Here is a 17,272-nt window from a genome sequence, read left to right as displayed (position 1 = left end):
AACGGGCTCAAACCAACATAATATCGCTGCAGAAGAGGCGTCAGAAACGGCTCAACTCTCGACAGTGAAACCAACCGTAATATCAGTGGTATCAAACCCGACATCGGGTAAAGCAGGCGATAAAATTGGAGTTACAGCGACTTTCTCTGTTGCCGTAGATAATGCGACGGCGAAGTTAGGCACAAGTGATGTGACGTGGAAGTCTGGTGAAGACACCGCGGTTTGGGTAGGTGAGGTGGAAATTCCAACTTCATCTGAAACGGATATGGAATGGACTTATACGATTCAAGGATTCAGTGATACTCACGGTAACCTCGGTGAACCAATCACCACTGGCTCGGTGTACTTAACGCCATCAATTACTGTTGATGTGATTTCAGGTGGTGTAATTAACAGCAGCGACATTACGAATGTGGTTGTTAGTGGTAACACCTCTCGATTTGATGACAGTCAAAAAGTGACGTTAGTACTAAGTAATTCAAAGGATGCACAAACGGAAACTGCGGAAGCCAATGTTCAAGGTGATGGCAGTTGGAGTATGGTAGCTCAAGATTTAACAGGTTGGCCTGATGGTGAAGTAACAGCGACAGTCACTGGTTCAAATCAACACGGTATTGCTGCTGAAGCGGTGACAGAGACGGCGACACTTTCGACAGCGAAGCCAACGTTAATATCAGTGGTATCAAACCCAACATCGGGTAAAACAGGCGATAAAATTGGGGTTACAGCGACTTTCTCTGTTGCCGTAGATAATGCGACGGCGACATTAGGCACAAGTGATGTGACGTGGGATTCGGGTCAAGGCTCAGCAACATGGACTGGCGAAGTGGAAATTCCGAGTTCATCAGCAGTGGATACCGAGTTTGCTTATACGGTGAAAGGGTTCAGTGATACTCACGGTAACCTTGGTGAATTAATAACCAGTGGTGCCGTGTACTTAACGCCGTCAATCACGATTACTCCAATTACTGGCGGAGTGATTAACGAGAGTGACGCAGCGAATCTTATCATTAGCGGCACAACGACACGTTTTGACGCAGGTAAAGAGATCACGGTTGTGTTCAGTAATTCAAAAGATAGCTCGTCGCTCCCAACAGTTATTGCGACAGTGGACAGTGATGGGAACTGGACAGCGGGAGGTGCTAATTTAAGCAGTTGGAGTGATGGTACGATCACCGTAAAAGCAACGGGCTCAAACCAACATAACATCGCAGCGAAAGAAGCATCAGAAACGGCTCAACTTTCGACAGAGAAGCCAACGTTAATATCAGTGATATCAAACCCGACATCGGGTAAAGCAGGCGATAAAATTGGAGTTACGGCGACCTTCTCTGTTGCCGTAAATAATGCGACCGCGAAGTTAGACGCAAGTGATGTGACGTGGAAGTCTGGTGAAGACACCGTGGTTTGGGTAGGTGAAGTAACTATTCCGAGTTCATCAGCAGCAGATACAGAGTTTACTTATACGGTGAAAGGGTTCAGTGATACTCACGGCAATCTTGGCGATGAATCGACAAGTGGTGCCGTGTACCTAACCCCATCAATCACGATTACTCCAATTACTGGCGGAGTGATTAACGAGAGTGACGCGGCCAATCTTATTATTAGTGGTACAACGACACGTTTTGACGCAGGTAAAGAGATCACGGTTGCGTTCAGTAATTCAAAAGATAGCTCGTCGCTCCCAACAGTTATTGCGACAGTGGACAGTGATGGGAACTGGACAGCGGCAGGTGCTAATTTAAGCAGTTGGAGTGATGGTACGATCACCGTAAAAGCAACGGGCTCAAACCAACACGGTATTGCTGCAGATGAGGTAACATCGAAGGCTGATCTTGTAACAACGAAACCAATCGTTTCTAATGTAACGTTAAACCCTATAAATCCGTCAAATGGTGACAGTGTTCAAGTGACTATTCGCTTTAATGAAAATGTATCTGATGTTAGTGGATCTTTAGGTCAACCAATTGACTTTTCATCAGTAACAGCACCGACAAATGAATGGGTAGGGACAATAAGCTCTTTAAATGTAGGCGTTGAAAGTAAGAAAGATCTTATTGTGTCAGCTGGTTATAAAGATACATCAGGTAATTTTGGGGATGAGTATACAGAGCAAGTTAATGTCACTCCTGTTAACTATTTCTGATGATTATATTGTTGGATCTAGTGATTCGAATAGTCTACTTATTACAGGTGTAAGTACTGGTTTCTCTAATGGAGATAGACTTGAGGTAAAAGCTCTATCTATTAATGAAATCACAGAAGTATTTAACCAAACTGTTCAAATTCAAAGTGATGGAACTTGGAGTACAACCGCTGAAGATATTTCGGGATGGAATAATTCCGATGTAACGGTCACCGTTGATGGCACGAATAATTCTGGAGTCCACGCTACGACTGTCGATAAGAGTATCACCTTAAACAATAGTATTGCTTTTTTGTATAGGGAGCATTGGATTAGTAAAAAAGCTGCATAATTGTTTATATAAAAATGCCAGTGAATTCACTGGCATTTTTATGAGTATATGGAAAATAATTACGCGATATCATGTTTTAAATTATGTATTGTAAAAAGTACATAACTATAAAATAACACCCAAAAAAATGAGTGAGTAGTTAAGTAAATAACAGTACTTTCTTCATATTGTGAATATAATCCATAGAAAATTACATAAATAGCTTGAGAAATGGCTAAGTACATGATTAAAAATATCTGCCATTGATGTTTAAATATATTCTGTTTATATCCATAAGAATAGATTGCGATCATATAACATATTGTTGTGAATATAATTATATTATCTGTTATATCATCAAATAGAGTTCTCACATTTTGGTTTTCTAAAACTTCAAGTGTCATTATGGTTAAAACAGCAATAATAATAATACTATTGAAGAATGCTCGAGAAAATCGACGATCTTCTAATTGTTCAAGAGTGATGAAAGAGTGTAATCGAATAGCCATAGTTACTGTAGGTTTATTGTTTTGCGCATTCTATGCTATTTCCCTTTTCAAATCCCACTGAAATGATAGTCATAATGACTAAGTTGGCAGTCATTATGGCCACCTCCTTGAGGCTCTAAATTTTAACAAGTAAACCACAATTATTTGATTAATGTTTTGTATGTAAAATGAAGATTAAATGCTGCAGTTAGTTTTGGAATAAAATGAGTTAGTAACCAAAGCGAGGTTTTCATTAAGCCTTGTAAATTGTATTTTATATGAAATTTTTTATTAATAAGGTATACAGTATTACGAATATGAGTATAAAGTGTTTTTTATGTAGGTTGTAATATTTTAAAATAACCCACTGACAAATGAAGGTGGGTTTTATAACCTATTTTATATGTATGAAGCATTCAGTTAATTACCTATATATCATTAAAGTGATTATAAAAAACTCTATACAAAATTGATATTCGCTGATCTTTATAAATATTTAAGTAGGAGGTTGATGAAAGATAAGATGATTAGAAACAAAAACACCAACGAAGAGCTGGTGTTTTTAATGCTAAAAATACTTAGTATCATATCCGTTCTATACGTCACGTACCCAGACATCTTTTACGTGTTTTTTTAGTAGCTCAATGACGCTTTCATGAATAAATACATAACCAAAGTCTTCTTCAAGCTTGAAAATTAAACGCTCTTCAAGAGGAATATTATCTAAACGAGAGAAATCTAATTCAACAGAGTTTAAATCTAACCAATTTAATTTACCGTATTGTTTTTCTTCATTCGTTAAACGGTATGTCTGATGAATATAAGGCATACGGAAGTTTTCAAATACTTTGATTTGCTCATCTGTAGGTTGACTTGGAGAGCAATCGATACGGGCATCCAACCATTCAACCCCATGTTGTACTAAGCTTTCAACTTTTGGGGAAAGATCGTTGATAATGAACAGTTTTGGAGAAAAAGTCATTTCAAGCAGCAAGTCTGGCTCTGTAGGTACAATACGTTCAGGCGTTTGTTGGAAAATAAAGCCTGATAATAGAGTTTTTGAGAGAATATGGTATTCATTTTTCATTATTTAGGCCTTAGAATTTAGGTGCTCGGTTATTGATATCAATTTTTTCTTTTCTTAAACTATTAAATCGGGAGTCAGAATCAATGATATTAAAAAATTCTTCACAGAAAAACATCGCAGTTTCAACACCTTTAACTCTAAATGCAACTCTTTGTTCTAATGGTATTTTTTTTAATTTCTTTTCAGATAGATATAGAATATGAACAATTTGTTTTCCACTTCTTGGTGATATTTCTATATCTGATTTTTCATAGTCTAAGACATCAATAATGTTATTTATTGCGAGTAGATATCGGTTTTCAACTACTCCATCTTCTAGCTCTAACTTAGAGGGGTATACCTCTACAGCGTACGGGTCAAAGCTCATTAGTTTTTGTGCAAATTGAGAGTTTACGGATAAATCACCATTATCTGCAATAGGGCCAACTTGCGTAACTTTACCACCTTCAAAGTCTTTCCATACTATTGAATTATTTGAGGTTGTTGGGTGATAAAAATTAGTGCTATAAAAAAACTCTCTACCATCTACACATGTAAAACTTACACGAGATGTAAAGTAATTTTCTGTAATTAGTGAAAAATACATATTAACCTGCTAAATTATTTTTGTTCTTTAATTGTTTTTAATCGAGATCCATTGTAACAAAACGTTACTACGACCGATTTTTTAGGTGCATTATCCGAAGGTCCGAAGTGTTTTCTATTCGTTTTTGAATCTGGTACACGACAATCATCACATCCTTTTTTATTTTTAGCAAAAAATTTGCCTCTTTGCAGGAGTAATAGTTCGTTTCTACTAATTTCGCCAACTATATCTATGGATAAATCATCAAGAGTTTCAGTGAAGGTTTCAGGATCTGATTTACAAGTTAACCCTTTTAAAATTCTTGCTAGTTTTACGGCAACAATTTTATGGTAACCGTTTAGTATATCTATAACTTCGGCATCTTCTGTATAAAACTTCTTTTTACGTAGATTGGTTTCTTCTTCTGCTTCAGTTTTAAGTTGAGCTGTTAGATTTGTAATTGATAAACCAAGTGATTCTTCATAATGTGTTATTAGTTTTTCATCTTTATGCCCCGATTTATGCAATGGCATCTTATAATGGCATGCGATTCTATCTTCCATAGGAAGGATAACTAAATTCCAAGGATGATTTACATCATATCCTTTATATGTAATCTGTTTTCTACGATAACTTGACAATCGACGGGTTGCTTCACAAGAAATAATATGATGTGATGCAATTGATTTACTCATAAAATTAAGAGGGTGTTTTCTTTTTACAGCAGAGTCTCTTAAACTTTTTGAGCGAATATATCGACCTTCATTTTTTACTATACCCACAATTATAATTTCCTATTTCATCTTTAGAGCTTCGGAGCATTGGTTTTTTTTCGTTCCTGTGATTCGGCGGCAAATCTTACAATGAACTGGTTTCTTATCTTTCTTCTCACTCATTTTATCGTCACTGCGGCCAGATTGAGAAGACTTGCCCGTATTATGCTTAGTTTTCGCAGGATAAACGTGGTCTGCTTGGCCTAAAATACGCTTGAATAAATCATCAAATTCACTCATGGCTTCTTGTAATTTGTTTGGTACTACTTTGTCGATAATGTTAAATTCATCGGCAAGCTTTAAGAAATAATTACTTAATTCGTCTGCTCCCATTCGATTTGCATAAGAAGCAAGCTCAGTAACGACTTGAATACAAGGTTGCAGTACGTCCGAAATAATCTGACTGGCTTGTTTTGCATAGTCAACCCAATTAAGAGTACGTAAGAATTTCTCTGGGTCACCTTTCCCCATGGCTCTCATTATGGCTAATAAATCATCTTTTGAGGTTGCCTTACCTGATTTTAAAGCAACTTTACAAGTACCTTTCACCGCGCTGCCAAATACGGGGATACAACCAATTAACGTCAAAGAGAGGGCTAACCAATTTTCTGGTTTATCGCGTTCTTCTTCGCTTAATAATGTCATGGTATTTGCGACCATGTCTCGAACATCTGCGGCTTGGTCGACAACAGGAAGCATCGTTATTACCGTGCTTGCTAGAATTTGCTCTACAGTCGCGTCGTCATTGAAATCACCGAGAATAACACCCCAAACCCAACTGGTTCCTCCGGCCATTTTTTTCCATGGATTTTCCCAAAAACCAGTCTCACCACGTTTAGTTTCATCAATAATCATTTGAGCTGTCGCATTTTGATTATAATTTGGGTTTTTCTTATCAGGGTTGTTGGGCGTAAATTCACGAGTATCTTCACCGTATTCAATCGTAAATTCTCCAGGTGCAACACCGCTGATACTTGCTCTGCCATTTTGACCTAAACCGCCGTCAAAGACTGCACCAGTTTGGTCTGTTAAGGTATAGCTTGCTCCCTGAACTGGATCACCATCAGAATAAGAAAGAAATAAATCAACCGTATAAGTCCCTTCTTCTTCAGCCGTTACTGATACAGAAGGGTTTTGAGCACCACCTAAACACATGGTGTTGGCTTTATTCATTGTCATTTGATCTGATAAGCGGCAAACGCCTTTACCTTCAAATTTTACGGTAGGAGAGGCAGAGATAAACTCGGCTTCTGCTTCAATCGTGCCAGACGCAACGCCTTTTTTATCACCACCGGCGTCACCGGTACTTTTTGAGAAGGTACTGCCTTTAATGCCGACAGGGTTACCGCCATCCATTGTGATCGTGGTTGTGCCTTTGGCCAAGTCAGCGGCTTTGGCGTTATTGCCATAAGGGATAGGCACAATGGGTTTACCTACTTTAGTGAGGCACACATCGGGTAGGGTTGCGTTTGCTTCCCCTCCAGAGCCTTGGTGGATCACACTCAGTCCATTTGCTGCAACAGTTACGCCCATAATTGAATTACCTTACCTGTAAAATTTAAGAGACAAAATCCCTGTGTCATTTATTGATAAATTGACAGTAGTTTTTGAAAACGTACGTCAATAACGAGGTACGTTGCTGCATATAACGCCGCAAAAAGTACCGCGCTTACCCCAAGAATGAGTTTTGGGGGTAATACACGTTTTAATGGTTTTTTTAAATATTTGGATTTTACATCCACTAAAGCGACTTTTTCTTGCTCTGCAAGGCGCTCATCACGGACAAGGCGATAAATCGTATTGCCAATTTCAGCAAGACTTTCTGCCCCTCGTTCTGCACGGCCGTATTTGCCTTTAAAGCCGAGTTGCAGCAATAAATACAAAAACTCAATCACGTGGCGGTATTTCTTTGGATCGGCTTTTAATCGCTCTAGAATCACAAAAAACTTATCACCCCCTGAGGTTTCATTATGAAACTCAGACAACAGACTGTTTTGGCTCCAGTTACTGTTTGCTCCCCATTCTTGTCGGCATACGGATTCATCCATCGCGGCACACAAGCAATAACGAATAACCAAAATAGAAGCGCGATCCACTTCCATTTCATTAAGCATGCGTTCGCCTTTGCGAATTTCACGAGCGACTTGCTCACGAAAGGGCATTGGGTCATCAAGCCAAGGAATAGACGACATGCAAGATAAGCTCGCAATCAACCACGTAAATTGGTCAACTAATGGGTTTATTCCCATTGATGTTATGGTTAATTCACTGACTGAAATATTCCGAGATAAATCAGGGGCGGGCATTACCTCCATCGGTTTGCCCGGCTCTGGTTGAAAGAGTACGACGGTTACATCGTCTTCGGTGTAACTCATAATCTAACGGCCCAGAGTTGCAATGATAGGTTCGCAAAGTCCCCCGCCACATGAACAGCAATGGCGGCCGCTTTGTTTAGTGCAGCCCATTCATCACTGGCTTTGTCTAGTTCAAAGTAGGTGTAGCCAGCGTGATAAGGCAGAGCACGAGGCACTACTGGCATTGGTTTGATACGAATACCAGGCAATTGCAGATTGATAAGCTCACGAATGTTATCAATTGAGCCAATCTTAGTCTGAGAGACAAATTGAGTATGAAGAATATCGAGAGTCACATCGGCTTTCACGGCTAAGATAAAGGTCGTCGCGTCTACAATGCTTCTGTCTGCAATCGGAGCAACACGTATACCATAACCTTGCTCTTTGAGAGTGAGAGGGATAGCGCGTTGTTCTGACATCACACTTAAGGTCATTTTTGAGTTATTTAGGATCGTTGATAAACAGCTTGTTAAGTTACCGTGGTTATAAGGAACGAATTCCTGTGGGCGACGAGATGCTGAGCATAACGTGGCTAATTCACCTTCAGCTTGCAATAATACACGGTAGAAACTTTCGGGATGAACACCTTCAATATTCGAAAAGTGCCAGAACAAAGGTTCATAACGATTCAAGGCTTGTAAAAGCATAAAGTCAGAAACCGAAGACACGCCTTGCTGATCAACAACGCCTAAACGTTGAACAATGGATTCAGCACGATGGCGAAGCATTGATGCAAACTCGGTAGTGAATTTTTTGAGTACGTTTGATGCATTTATATCAATACAAGTAGGGATGTATGACTTGTCTAGAATAATACTGCCATCGGGTTTTACTTCTGAAATTTTCAAAATAGGGATCGAAGTGTAAGCACTCTTATCTTCATCTTCGTACATTAAACAAAAGTTAAGCTTACCAATGGTGATGTTAGCGATTTCTTCACTGTCATAACAGGCATCAACGGCATCTTGAGTGTGCATTGTGTAACGCGCACCATCTTTACTTGTACCAAATAGCTCTGAGCGTTCAGATGGAAGAGGACAGCACAAATATAAGACTTTATTTGCAATAGAAGCATCGACGTCTTTTACTTCAGGTAATGACGCGTGCAATGGCAAATCAAAAGGAGTGCGATCTTGCAAGATCCCTTCAGCGTGAGTGATACCGATTTTACCTAACGCCAATAGTTCCGTATTGATTTCAATGCGTTTTATTCCCCAATGAAGAGGAGATTCAAACCCACTTAGCATTCCACTTTGTCTGCCTTGATAGCGATCTAACTGCTGGAAATGTTGCGGTTTCATGAACATTCCATCTTGCCACACGACAGGGTTATATAATGACATTGTTGATATCCTTAAAAATATGTTTGTTCAATACCGCGAGTATTGTTTGACGATAGTTCGCTGTCTTTTAGTGACAATTTAAGAAAATATTCACTTTTCTCTTCAATCAGCTCTACTTTGCGCCACGAGGATCCATTAATGTCTCGAAAGGCAACAGAGAAGCCAATGGCTCGTGTTTCAGGATCAAGCACTAAGGTTTCGTGAATGACATCGCCTGGCTGTATTTGGTATTCGTAGCGTTTGATGTATTCATCGCCAAGAGAGGCTTTGTCATTCTCAAAGAGAGCAAAAAAGTCGAGATTACGAAATAGCACAGGGGAGTTCAGTTCGTGGATTCGAAGGATCACAGGAGATGATTGACCTCCTTCTCGAACATTGAGAATACTGTCTGCCGTAATAATCAATTCTATTGATGAGGTTTCAGGAGTGATCCCTGTCGATTCCTTAAATTGATCCCACATGGTGCAACCAGAGAGAAGTAAAATAAGGGTGAGTGTGAGTATATTTCGCATGTTAAGCCTTAGCATTTTTGCTGTATTGCTCTTTGATTTTCTGCTGAAGTGCAGTGCCTGAGATATCTACTTTTTCGGTGTTGTTTTTATGGTAGAAATCGATGTATTCCTTCCATAATTTTCGTTTTGGCATAAAGCGAGATTGCGAACGTAGGTTGTTAGAAAATACTCGGGGATCAAAAGCTTGAATTTGTTGATTCACAATCTCATTGGTTGCTTGAGACATTTTTATTTTATGAGAATCAAGTTCATCTAAGATCTGTTCAATTAATTCATTCGGGGACAGCAATTGCTGTTGATTAAGAGACAACATTAATTCCACTATATTGGTGAGTGGTGTGTCTTGCTCTGTGTCTTTAATTGCTTTTATTTCGCTTAAATCTTTCTGTAAATCATTAATACAAAGGCGTAGACATGTCCCCATTTGTTGGAAAAAATGCGTGTCAATATTATTGAACTGAGCCTCAGATATCCCCAATCCTTTAAAAAATGCGTCTTTAAAATGATCATTGGATGAGTTGGTATTTATTTGAGGAACCATCGCGTGTTGAGATGGCTCTATTCCTGAATAGTAGGCTGGTTCTGGTTTTTTCTCCGCAGGCTCTTGGGGAGCAGATGCGTGTTGTGTCTGTATAGTTTGTGTGACTTCTTCCCAAGATTGTTGAGTCGGTGCTGCTTGTACTGTTTGAGGTGCAGGGTCGGGCGCATTAAAGACCGTTTCTGGAGTCAGTTGCTCCATTGGTTTTGGCTCTGCAGATAAATCAGAAGACAACCAATCTTCAGGGATCATATTAGGCATATGAAACTCAGAATGAACACTGTCACTGTCATCAAGTAATTGGCGTGATGGGGCGTATTCAGGCACATGATGTTGCGCTTTTTCTTCGTGCTCACTCAGTAAAAAATCATCATCATCTTTGAGTGTGAAGTTTAAGTGCGTCACTGGATCTTGAGTATCGATATCGTCTTGTCGAGTTTCGATAAATAAGTCTTCGACGGATCCCGTTTGGTTCGCTGTCACGTCTTTGTATTCTGCTAAATTAAGCAATGGGTCGGTTGAATCTGATTCAGTGGTGATATCCGCCGCAATATTCACGGTGTTCGATAATTTTTCGAGCCCAACAGAAACTTCATAACGGCCAAGAACAATGTTGTCACCATCATACAAAGAGATGGGTTGGTTTTTTAATAATTTATTGCCATTAACCAAGGTTCCATTCGTGCTGACATCACTTAAATAATAAGTGTCACCATAAACACTGATTAAGCAATGAGAGCCTGAAATGAATCGATTATGATCAATTAAACTCAAGGTGTTACTTGGATTACGACCTAAAGAACCGCCACTTTCTGGCATTTCGATGTGCTTACCACCCGTGTATTCTTCCGGTGATTTTGTAATGTACAGCGTCAGTTGATTTAAATTCACTTTCGCCCCTTAAAATAGCAGTGATACGGAGAGCTCTATACCACCCAAACCGTCGTTATAAAGAGGTTGGATGTACGATGCTTGAGGAATAATTTGTAGATGAGCGTCAGGGTTTCCCCCAAGTTTGATGACGGTGCCAAAGGTAACGACGGCACCAACTTCAAATTGATCAATATCGTCGAGTTGAGAACCGTATTTAAAGCCATCATTATCGACTTTCCATCGATTGCCATATTGGCTATAGCCCAGAGAAAGACCGGCACCGACATAAGGAGTAAATGCCCATAAGCTGCCTAATGCGTACTGAGGAACAATACGTAATTCATAATTGGTGACTTCTTGATAAACCCCATTGGCAGGCGCATCTATGTAATCGGAAAGATAATTAAACCCAAGCCACCAACGCCAGCGATTGTTGTTTTCATCAATTGGTCGCGTATGAACTAACCCGTAACTGATCGTGCTGAGTTCGCCACTCATTCCTTGTTCGTACTCAGTAGATTCTATCGTTCTTAAACTCGCGGTTGCGCCGTAACGTTCACCTTTAGCAAAAGTGGGCGCAGAAAAAGCAAGTATTAAAGCCATAAAACCCAGTTGGATTGGCTTAGCCATTGTGTCGATCCTCTAACAAATTATTTTTGTTCTACCTTATTTAGCCTGCCAAAATATCAACTTAATTTGTTATTTCAATACGGTAGTGCAGGCTTATAAAAAAACACTCGTAATCACTGTTTGAATAGTCAAAATAACTAGCAATTCAGTTAATTTGAATTTGAACTTTAGACGATAAAGGTTGAGCTATCTTGTGTTTGTTTTCGTTCTTAATATTGGATTTTATTGTTGAATAAGATAAATAGGCGTCAGTATGGACATCATAAATGTTGGAGTGATGGTTGGTGAAAAGAGATCGGTTAATAACGGGAGAAGTGTGATTTTAATTAAGTTGAAATACAAAAAAAGCAGAGGGTGAGCTCTGCTTTTTGGAAATATAGAAATGAGAATGGGGGTTTAAGGTTACGGTTTCAATTTTTCAAGAACCGATGATAAGGGTTGTGGTTTCGCAATTAAAAAGCCTTGTACTTTATCGACGCCACAATTTGAGACAAATTGATATTCTTGCTTTGTTTCTACGCCTTCAGCGACCACTTCACAATCCGCCACGTCGCCCATTTTTACGATCAATTGATACAGATCTTTGCCTTTCTTCGTTGAGGCATCCAACAATAATGACCGGTCCAATTTTATCTTATCAAATGGGTATTTAAGCAAGTGAGGAAATGACGCATAACCAGTGCCAAAATCATCCATCGCAATCTTTATGCCGTGAGATTTTAAAGTTTCAAGTGTGGTTAATAGATTTTGATTGTCACTTAAAATCGCTTCTTCGGTGATCTCGATTTCTAACCAGTGTGGTGAAATCGCATAATGTTGTAACCGCGTAAGTAAATGAGAGGCGAAATCATGGTTTTCAATAGAAGCGACCGAAATGTTAACGGCGATTCGATGTGATGGAGATAACGTCATTTCTTGCATGTCAGAAAGCACTTTATCGATCACCAATTTATCAAGCATGGGCATCATATTAAGCAACTGAAAATCGGCAATAAAGATCGGAGGACAGATTCTCCCTGATTTGTCTTGATAGCGTAGTAAGGCTTCAAAGGAAAAATCATTTTTATCGCTAATAGATTGCAAAAGTTGATAATACATAATGAACTCACCTTCTCGGAGAAGGCGAGCTAATCGTTTTTGCGATGAGGAGGTACTAAGGCTGTTTGCCGCCGAACTTCTTACGCTATCTAATAGATTCTTAAAGATGGATTTTTCTATTGTTGAATCAGGCAGAGTGGATTTTAAATAGAGTGAATACTTGCCCGCAAAGCTTAAATAAAACGGACGATAAATAAAGATCCCGATGATAATGATCACTAATTGCAGGATAGATCCGTCGATATCATCTCCCATTGCAATGTATCCACTAAAGAGGGGGGGCGTCATCCAATCCACAATGCTGACGATGGGTGAAATAAGACCAGACTCGATACAAATGTAGGTGATAAGAAAACTGACAAGAGGTAGCGTGACAAAGGGGATGATCAATAATGGATTGAAGATAATAGGTAAGCCAAACAGCAAAACTTCATTGATATTGAACATGACTAGAGGAAAAGCCGCTAATGCAAGCATTCTGTGGTTTCGTTCTTTAGAAAACAAGAGGATGCACAGCAGTAAACTGATGCTATTACCTGAGCCACCCATTGACATAAAGGCATCATAAAAGCCTTGATTGATCGTGTGTAATGGTGCTTCGCCCGCTAGCCATTCGGTCATGTTGTGTTGCGTTTCTGCAAAAATAGCCTGTTTAGTGGCGAACAACATGTTATGGCCGTTAATGCCAATTGCCCCTAATAAACCTAATAAGGTTTGGTAAAGTAACCCCCCAGTTAGAGTCAAAGGATCTGCACTGAAATTACCAATAAGCGATGAAAAAGTCTCAATACATTTGGAGGCAATTTTTGATAGAAAGAGAGCTGAAGCGATAAAAACAAAGAAATGTAAAACATGCTTGAATAGACGTGAAGAAAAATCTAAGGCTTGAGGCTCAAGCTGTTGCAAGCTAAATCGAGAGCAATAAAGAAACGTAATTAATGCGCTTAATAAAGCAAGAAGCGGGTTGTTCGGGAAATTATAAGGAACAGATAAACTGCCATTTTCAACAGAAACCAGATAGAAAAGCGCTAAGGTATAAATAATGAATGAAGCGCTATTAAACGTTGTTTTATGAGAGAGATAATACCCAGCCACGATACAAAATGAGAGTGGGTAGATATTAATCAATACGTTTGAAAGATTAAAAAGTAACGTTGATAATTCATGAAGTTCAATGAAATTAAAAGCATGAGCAAATAACACCATAATAGCGTTTGATAGTGTTAACGGCAGTAATAGTAAGGCAATGGCTGAAAGATCATAAATGTAAGAATGAGAGGTGGTACGTGTCTGTTTGATTTTTTGTTTAAATGTAGACACTAACGCTAAATATGTTTTATTAAGAAAAAGTGAACAGAAGGCAGTTTTCAAAAGAGGTTTCCAATAAAAGATTACATGGTATGGCTTAGTACATAATCTAGAATAGATGTGTAGTTCGACAACAATGAACCGTTAGCTAATAAGTTAAAGTTATTTTTTATGTTAGATGTTGTTTTTATGTCACATGCATGGGCTGCGAAAAGCGGTGGATTCTGGCATACAGTTCATCATCTGGCTAGCATTAGTTTCTCTTATTAGAAATTGATTTAAAATGCGTTTTTAATGTAAAAAAAAGGTGAACCTTTAAGGTTCACCTTTACTGTATTGTGTTATTTTTTGCAGTGAAAAATTATTCTTCGTAGCTATCAATACTTGGGCAAGAACAAATTAAGTTTCGGTCACCGTACACGTTATCAACGCGATTTACCGTTGGCCAATATTTAGATGCTTTTGCTTGAGCTGATGGGAAGCAAGCCACTTCACGAGTGTATGGGTGATCCCACTCGTTCGACATTAGATCAACTTGAGTATGCGGTGCATTCACAAGTGGATTATTGTCTAACGGCCATTCGCCTTGTTGAACTTTATTCATCTCTTCACGGATTGCGATCATTGCTTCACAGAAACGATCCAATTCGGCTAAGTCTTCAGATTCTGTTGGCTCAATCATTAACGTACCCGCAACAGGGAACGACATGGTTGGTGCATGGAAACCAAAGTCCATCAAACGTTTCGCAATGTCTTCTTCACTGATCCCTGTTGCTTCTTTAAGCGGACGGATATCAATAATACATTCGTGAGCAATTCGACCATTCGTACCACGGTATAAAACAGGATAGTGAGGGCGTAAACGCTCCATTACGTAGTTCGCATTTAAGATCGCCACTTTAGTCGCTTCAGTCAGGCCCATTTCACCCATCATCGCAATGTATGCCCATGAAATAGGAAGAATAGAGGCACTGCCTAGATCCGCAGCAGAAACCGCATAATCTGGACCTTGAACGCCATTTTCAGAGTGACCAGGAAGGAAAGGAGCCAGGTGAGATTTAACACCGATAGGGCCCATACCCGGACCACCACCGCCATGCGGAATACAGAAGGTTTTATGTAGGTTTAAGTGAGAAACATCTGAACCAATAAAGCCCGGGCTGGTTAAACCAACTTGTGCATTCATGTTTGCACCATCAAGGTACACTTGACCGCCTGCTTCATGAACCATGTCACACACTTCACGCACTTGCTCTTCATACACACCGTGCGTAGAAGGGTAAGTGATCATGATACTTGATAGATTTTCTTGATGTTTTGCGATTTTTTCAGCCAAATCGACCATGTCGATATTGCCGTTATCATCACATTTAACGACAACCACTTTCATTGACACCATTGATGCGGTCGCAGGGTTAGTACCGTGTGCAGAGCTTGGGATCAAGCACACATTACGGTGACCTTCGTTGCGGCTTTCATGGTAACGCTGAATCGCAATTAACCCTGCGTATTCGCCAGATGCGCCTGAGTTCGGTTGCAGAGAAAAATCATCGTAGCCTGTGATTTCACACAGCATCGATTTTAGAGACGTTGCTAAGGTTGTGTAACCTGCCGCTTGGTTAAGTGGTGCGAATGGGTGAATACCACCAAATTCAGGCCACGTGACGGGAAGCATTTCAGCCACGGCGTTTAACTTCATGGTACAAGATCCTAGTGGGATCATGCCGTGAGTTAATGAGAAATCTTTGTTTTCCAGTTTTTTCAAATAACGCAGCATTTGTGTTTCGCTGTGATGCGTATTAAACACTGGGTGAGTTAAGAACGATGAAGTACGACGACACGCTTCAGGTATAGCCGAGAACTCATCTTGACCAATATCATTTGATAAGCTGTCACACTCTGCGTTATCAACACCAAATACAGCGAGTAACGCCACTAAATCAGAAACCGTGGTGGTTTCATCAAAGCTAATGCCAAGTTCAGTATCAAACTTACGTAGGTTGATGCTTGCGGCTAGGGCTTTGGTGTAAAGAATGTCAGTTTGTTGTTCTGTCTTAACCGTTAACGTATCAAAGAAGTGTTGATGTGTTAATTCAAATCCTGCTGATTGCAGAGATTTTGCTACGATAGCCGTGAAATGATGCACACGACGAGCGATAGTTTTTAATCCTTCAGGACCATGATACACCGCATAGAAAGAGGCCATGTTTGCAAGTAACGCTTGAGCCGTACAAATATTTGATGTCGCTTTTTCACGACGAATATGTTGCTCACGCGTTTGCATTGCCATACGCAGCGCTTGGTTGCCTTTTGAATCAATAGACACCCCAATCACACGACCCGGCATAGAACGTTTTAGTTTTTCACGTGTTGCCATGAATGCAGCGTGTGGGCCGCCGTATCCCATTGGAACACCAAAGCGTTGTGCGCTACCAATTGCTATATCCGCACCCATTTCACCAACAGGTTTAAGAAGTACTGAAGCAAGTAGGTCAGTAGCTACAACCACTAAGGTTTTCTTAGCGTGCGCTTGTTCAATCAATGTTGTGAGATCTTTAACTTCACCCGTGGTTCCCGGGTATTGAAGTAGGGCACCAAACACATCATGTGAATCTAAATTTGAGTCAGTATCAACAACAACGTCAAAACCGATGAATTTCGCTCGAGTTTTGATTACCGCTAAGGTTTGTGGATGAACATCATCTGCCACAAAGAAAGTCGAGCTCTTGTTTTTACCACCACGCTTACACAGTGTCATGGCTTCTGCTGCTGCGGTCGCTTCATCAAGAAGGGACGCGTTAGCAATATCAAGGCCTGTTAAATCCATTACCATTTGTTGATAATTAAGTAATGCTTCTAAACGACCTTGAGAAATCTCAGGTTGATATGGCGTGTAAGCGGTGTACCAACCTGGGTTTTCGAATACATTACGTAAAATCACATTAGGTGTGTGCGTATTGTAATAACCTTGGCCGATATAGCTTGTGTTTAATGTGTTTTGTTGAGCGATTTGTTTTAACTCAGCAAGCATGGCATTTTCAGAAAGGCCGTGAGGTAATTGCATTGGCTGAGGCAAACGAATTGAGCTTGGTACGGTTTCTTCGATTAATTTTTCTAGTGTTTCAGCGCCAACCGTATTGAGCATATGTTGATGCTGTGAAGAAGCGGGACCATTGTGGCGACGAATAAACTCGTTATCCGTGCCTAATTGTTGAAGAAGCTGACTCATGATCTTAATCCTTTTTGT

13 protein-coding genes are annotated in these 17,272 nt (G+C 39.8%); 2 read left to right on the top strand and 11 right to left on the bottom strand.

The window, feature by feature from the left end; genetic code table 11:
- A partial coding sequence (locus A6E04_RS14505) for a tandem large repeat (protein ID WP_175365435.1) occupies positions 1-2,146 on the top strand: 2,146 nt, incomplete at its 5' end.
- Positions 2,121-2,477 carry a hypothetical protein gene (locus A6E04_RS14500; protein WP_065611690.1) on the top strand — a complete coding sequence of 119 codons (357 nt, stop codon included), beginning with the start codon at positions 2,121-2,123 and terminating at the stop codon, positions 2,475-2,477. The genes A6E04_RS14505 and A6E04_RS14500, both read left to right, overlap by 26 nt.
- A 1,062-nt stretch (positions 2,478-3,539) precedes the next feature.
- On the opposite strand, the gene A6E04_RS14490 is transcribed toward A6E04_RS14500, so the two are convergent.
- The 11 genes from A6E04_RS14490 to gcvP all read right to left on the bottom strand — a co-directional run bounded on the left by A6E04_RS14490 (position 3,540) and on the right by gcvP (position 17,254).
- Positions 3,540-4,031: a hypothetical protein gene (locus tag A6E04_RS14490; protein WP_065611689.1), complete on the bottom strand. Its 492-nt coding sequence runs from the start codon at positions 4,029-4,031 to the stop codon at positions 3,540-3,542.
- Between the two features lie 10 nt (positions 4,032-4,041).
- The gene (locus A6E04_RS14485; protein WP_065611688.1) at positions 4,042-4,617 is read right to left on the bottom strand and encodes an imm11 family protein; all 576 of its coding nucleotides are present in this window, start codon (positions 4,615-4,617) and stop codon (positions 4,042-4,044) included.
- A gap of 14 nt (positions 4,618-4,631) precedes the next feature.
- The gene (locus A6E04_RS14480) at positions 4,632-5,378 is read right to left on the bottom strand and encodes an AHH domain-containing protein (RefSeq protein WP_065611687.1); all 747 of its coding nucleotides are present in this window, start codon (positions 5,376-5,378) and stop codon (positions 4,632-4,634) included.
- A gap of 12 nt (positions 5,379-5,390) precedes the next feature.
- Positions 5,391-6,902 carry a PAAR-like domain-containing protein gene (locus A6E04_RS14475; protein WP_065611686.1) on the bottom strand — a complete coding sequence of 504 codons (1,512 nt, stop codon included), beginning with the start codon at positions 6,900-6,902 and terminating at the stop codon, positions 5,391-5,393.
- 50 nt (positions 6,903-6,952) lie between these two features.
- Positions 6,953-7,744, bottom strand: coding sequence for a type IVB secretion system protein IcmH/DotU (gene icmH / locus A6E04_RS14470; RefSeq protein ID WP_023604581.1), 792 nt, complete (start codon positions 7,742-7,744; stop codon positions 6,953-6,955).
- Complete coding sequence (gene tssK / locus A6E04_RS14465) at positions 7,741-9,066, bottom strand: type VI secretion system baseplate subunit TssK (RefSeq protein WP_023604580.1); 1,326 nt, start codon at positions 9,064-9,066, stop codon at positions 7,741-7,743. Before tssK ends, icmH begins: the two co-directional genes overlap by 4 nt.
- A gap of 11 nt (positions 9,067-9,077) precedes the next feature.
- Positions 9,078-9,578, bottom strand: coding sequence for a type VI secretion system lipoprotein TssJ (tssJ, locus tag A6E04_RS14460; RefSeq protein WP_026469817.1), 501 nt, complete (start codon positions 9,576-9,578; stop codon positions 9,078-9,080).
- A gap of 1 nt (position 9,579) precedes the next feature.
- Positions 9,580-11,007, bottom strand: coding sequence for a type VI secretion system-associated FHA domain protein TagH (gene tagH, locus A6E04_RS14455; protein WP_065611685.1), 1,428 nt, complete (start codon positions 11,005-11,007; stop codon positions 9,580-9,582).
- A 9-nt stretch (positions 11,008-11,016) separates the two neighbouring features.
- On the bottom strand, positions 11,017-11,619 hold the full coding sequence (locus tag A6E04_RS14450) for a hypothetical protein (RefSeq protein WP_017020843.1): 603 nt from the start codon (positions 11,617-11,619) through the stop codon (positions 11,017-11,019).
- Positions 11,620-12,021: 402 nt separating this feature from the next.
- Positions 12,022-14,037, bottom strand: coding sequence for an EAL domain-containing protein (locus A6E04_RS14445; RefSeq protein WP_065611772.1), 2,016 nt, complete (start codon positions 14,035-14,037; stop codon positions 12,022-12,024).
- 349 nt (positions 14,038-14,386) lie between these two features.
- The gene (gene gcvP, locus A6E04_RS14440; RefSeq protein ID WP_065611684.1) at positions 14,387-17,254 is read right to left on the bottom strand and encodes an aminomethyl-transferring glycine dehydrogenase; all 2,868 of its coding nucleotides are present in this window, start codon (positions 17,252-17,254) and stop codon (positions 14,387-14,389) included.
- Positions 17,255-17,272: the final 18 nt, after the last annotated feature.

The organism is Aliivibrio logei, assembly GCF_001691055.1.
Taxonomy (GTDB): domain Bacteria; phylum Pseudomonadota; class Gammaproteobacteria; order Enterobacterales; family Vibrionaceae; genus Aliivibrio; species Aliivibrio salmonicida.
The sequence above is the reverse complement of the archived record's forward strand: the minus strand, read 5'-3'. Positions and strand labels throughout refer to the sequence as shown.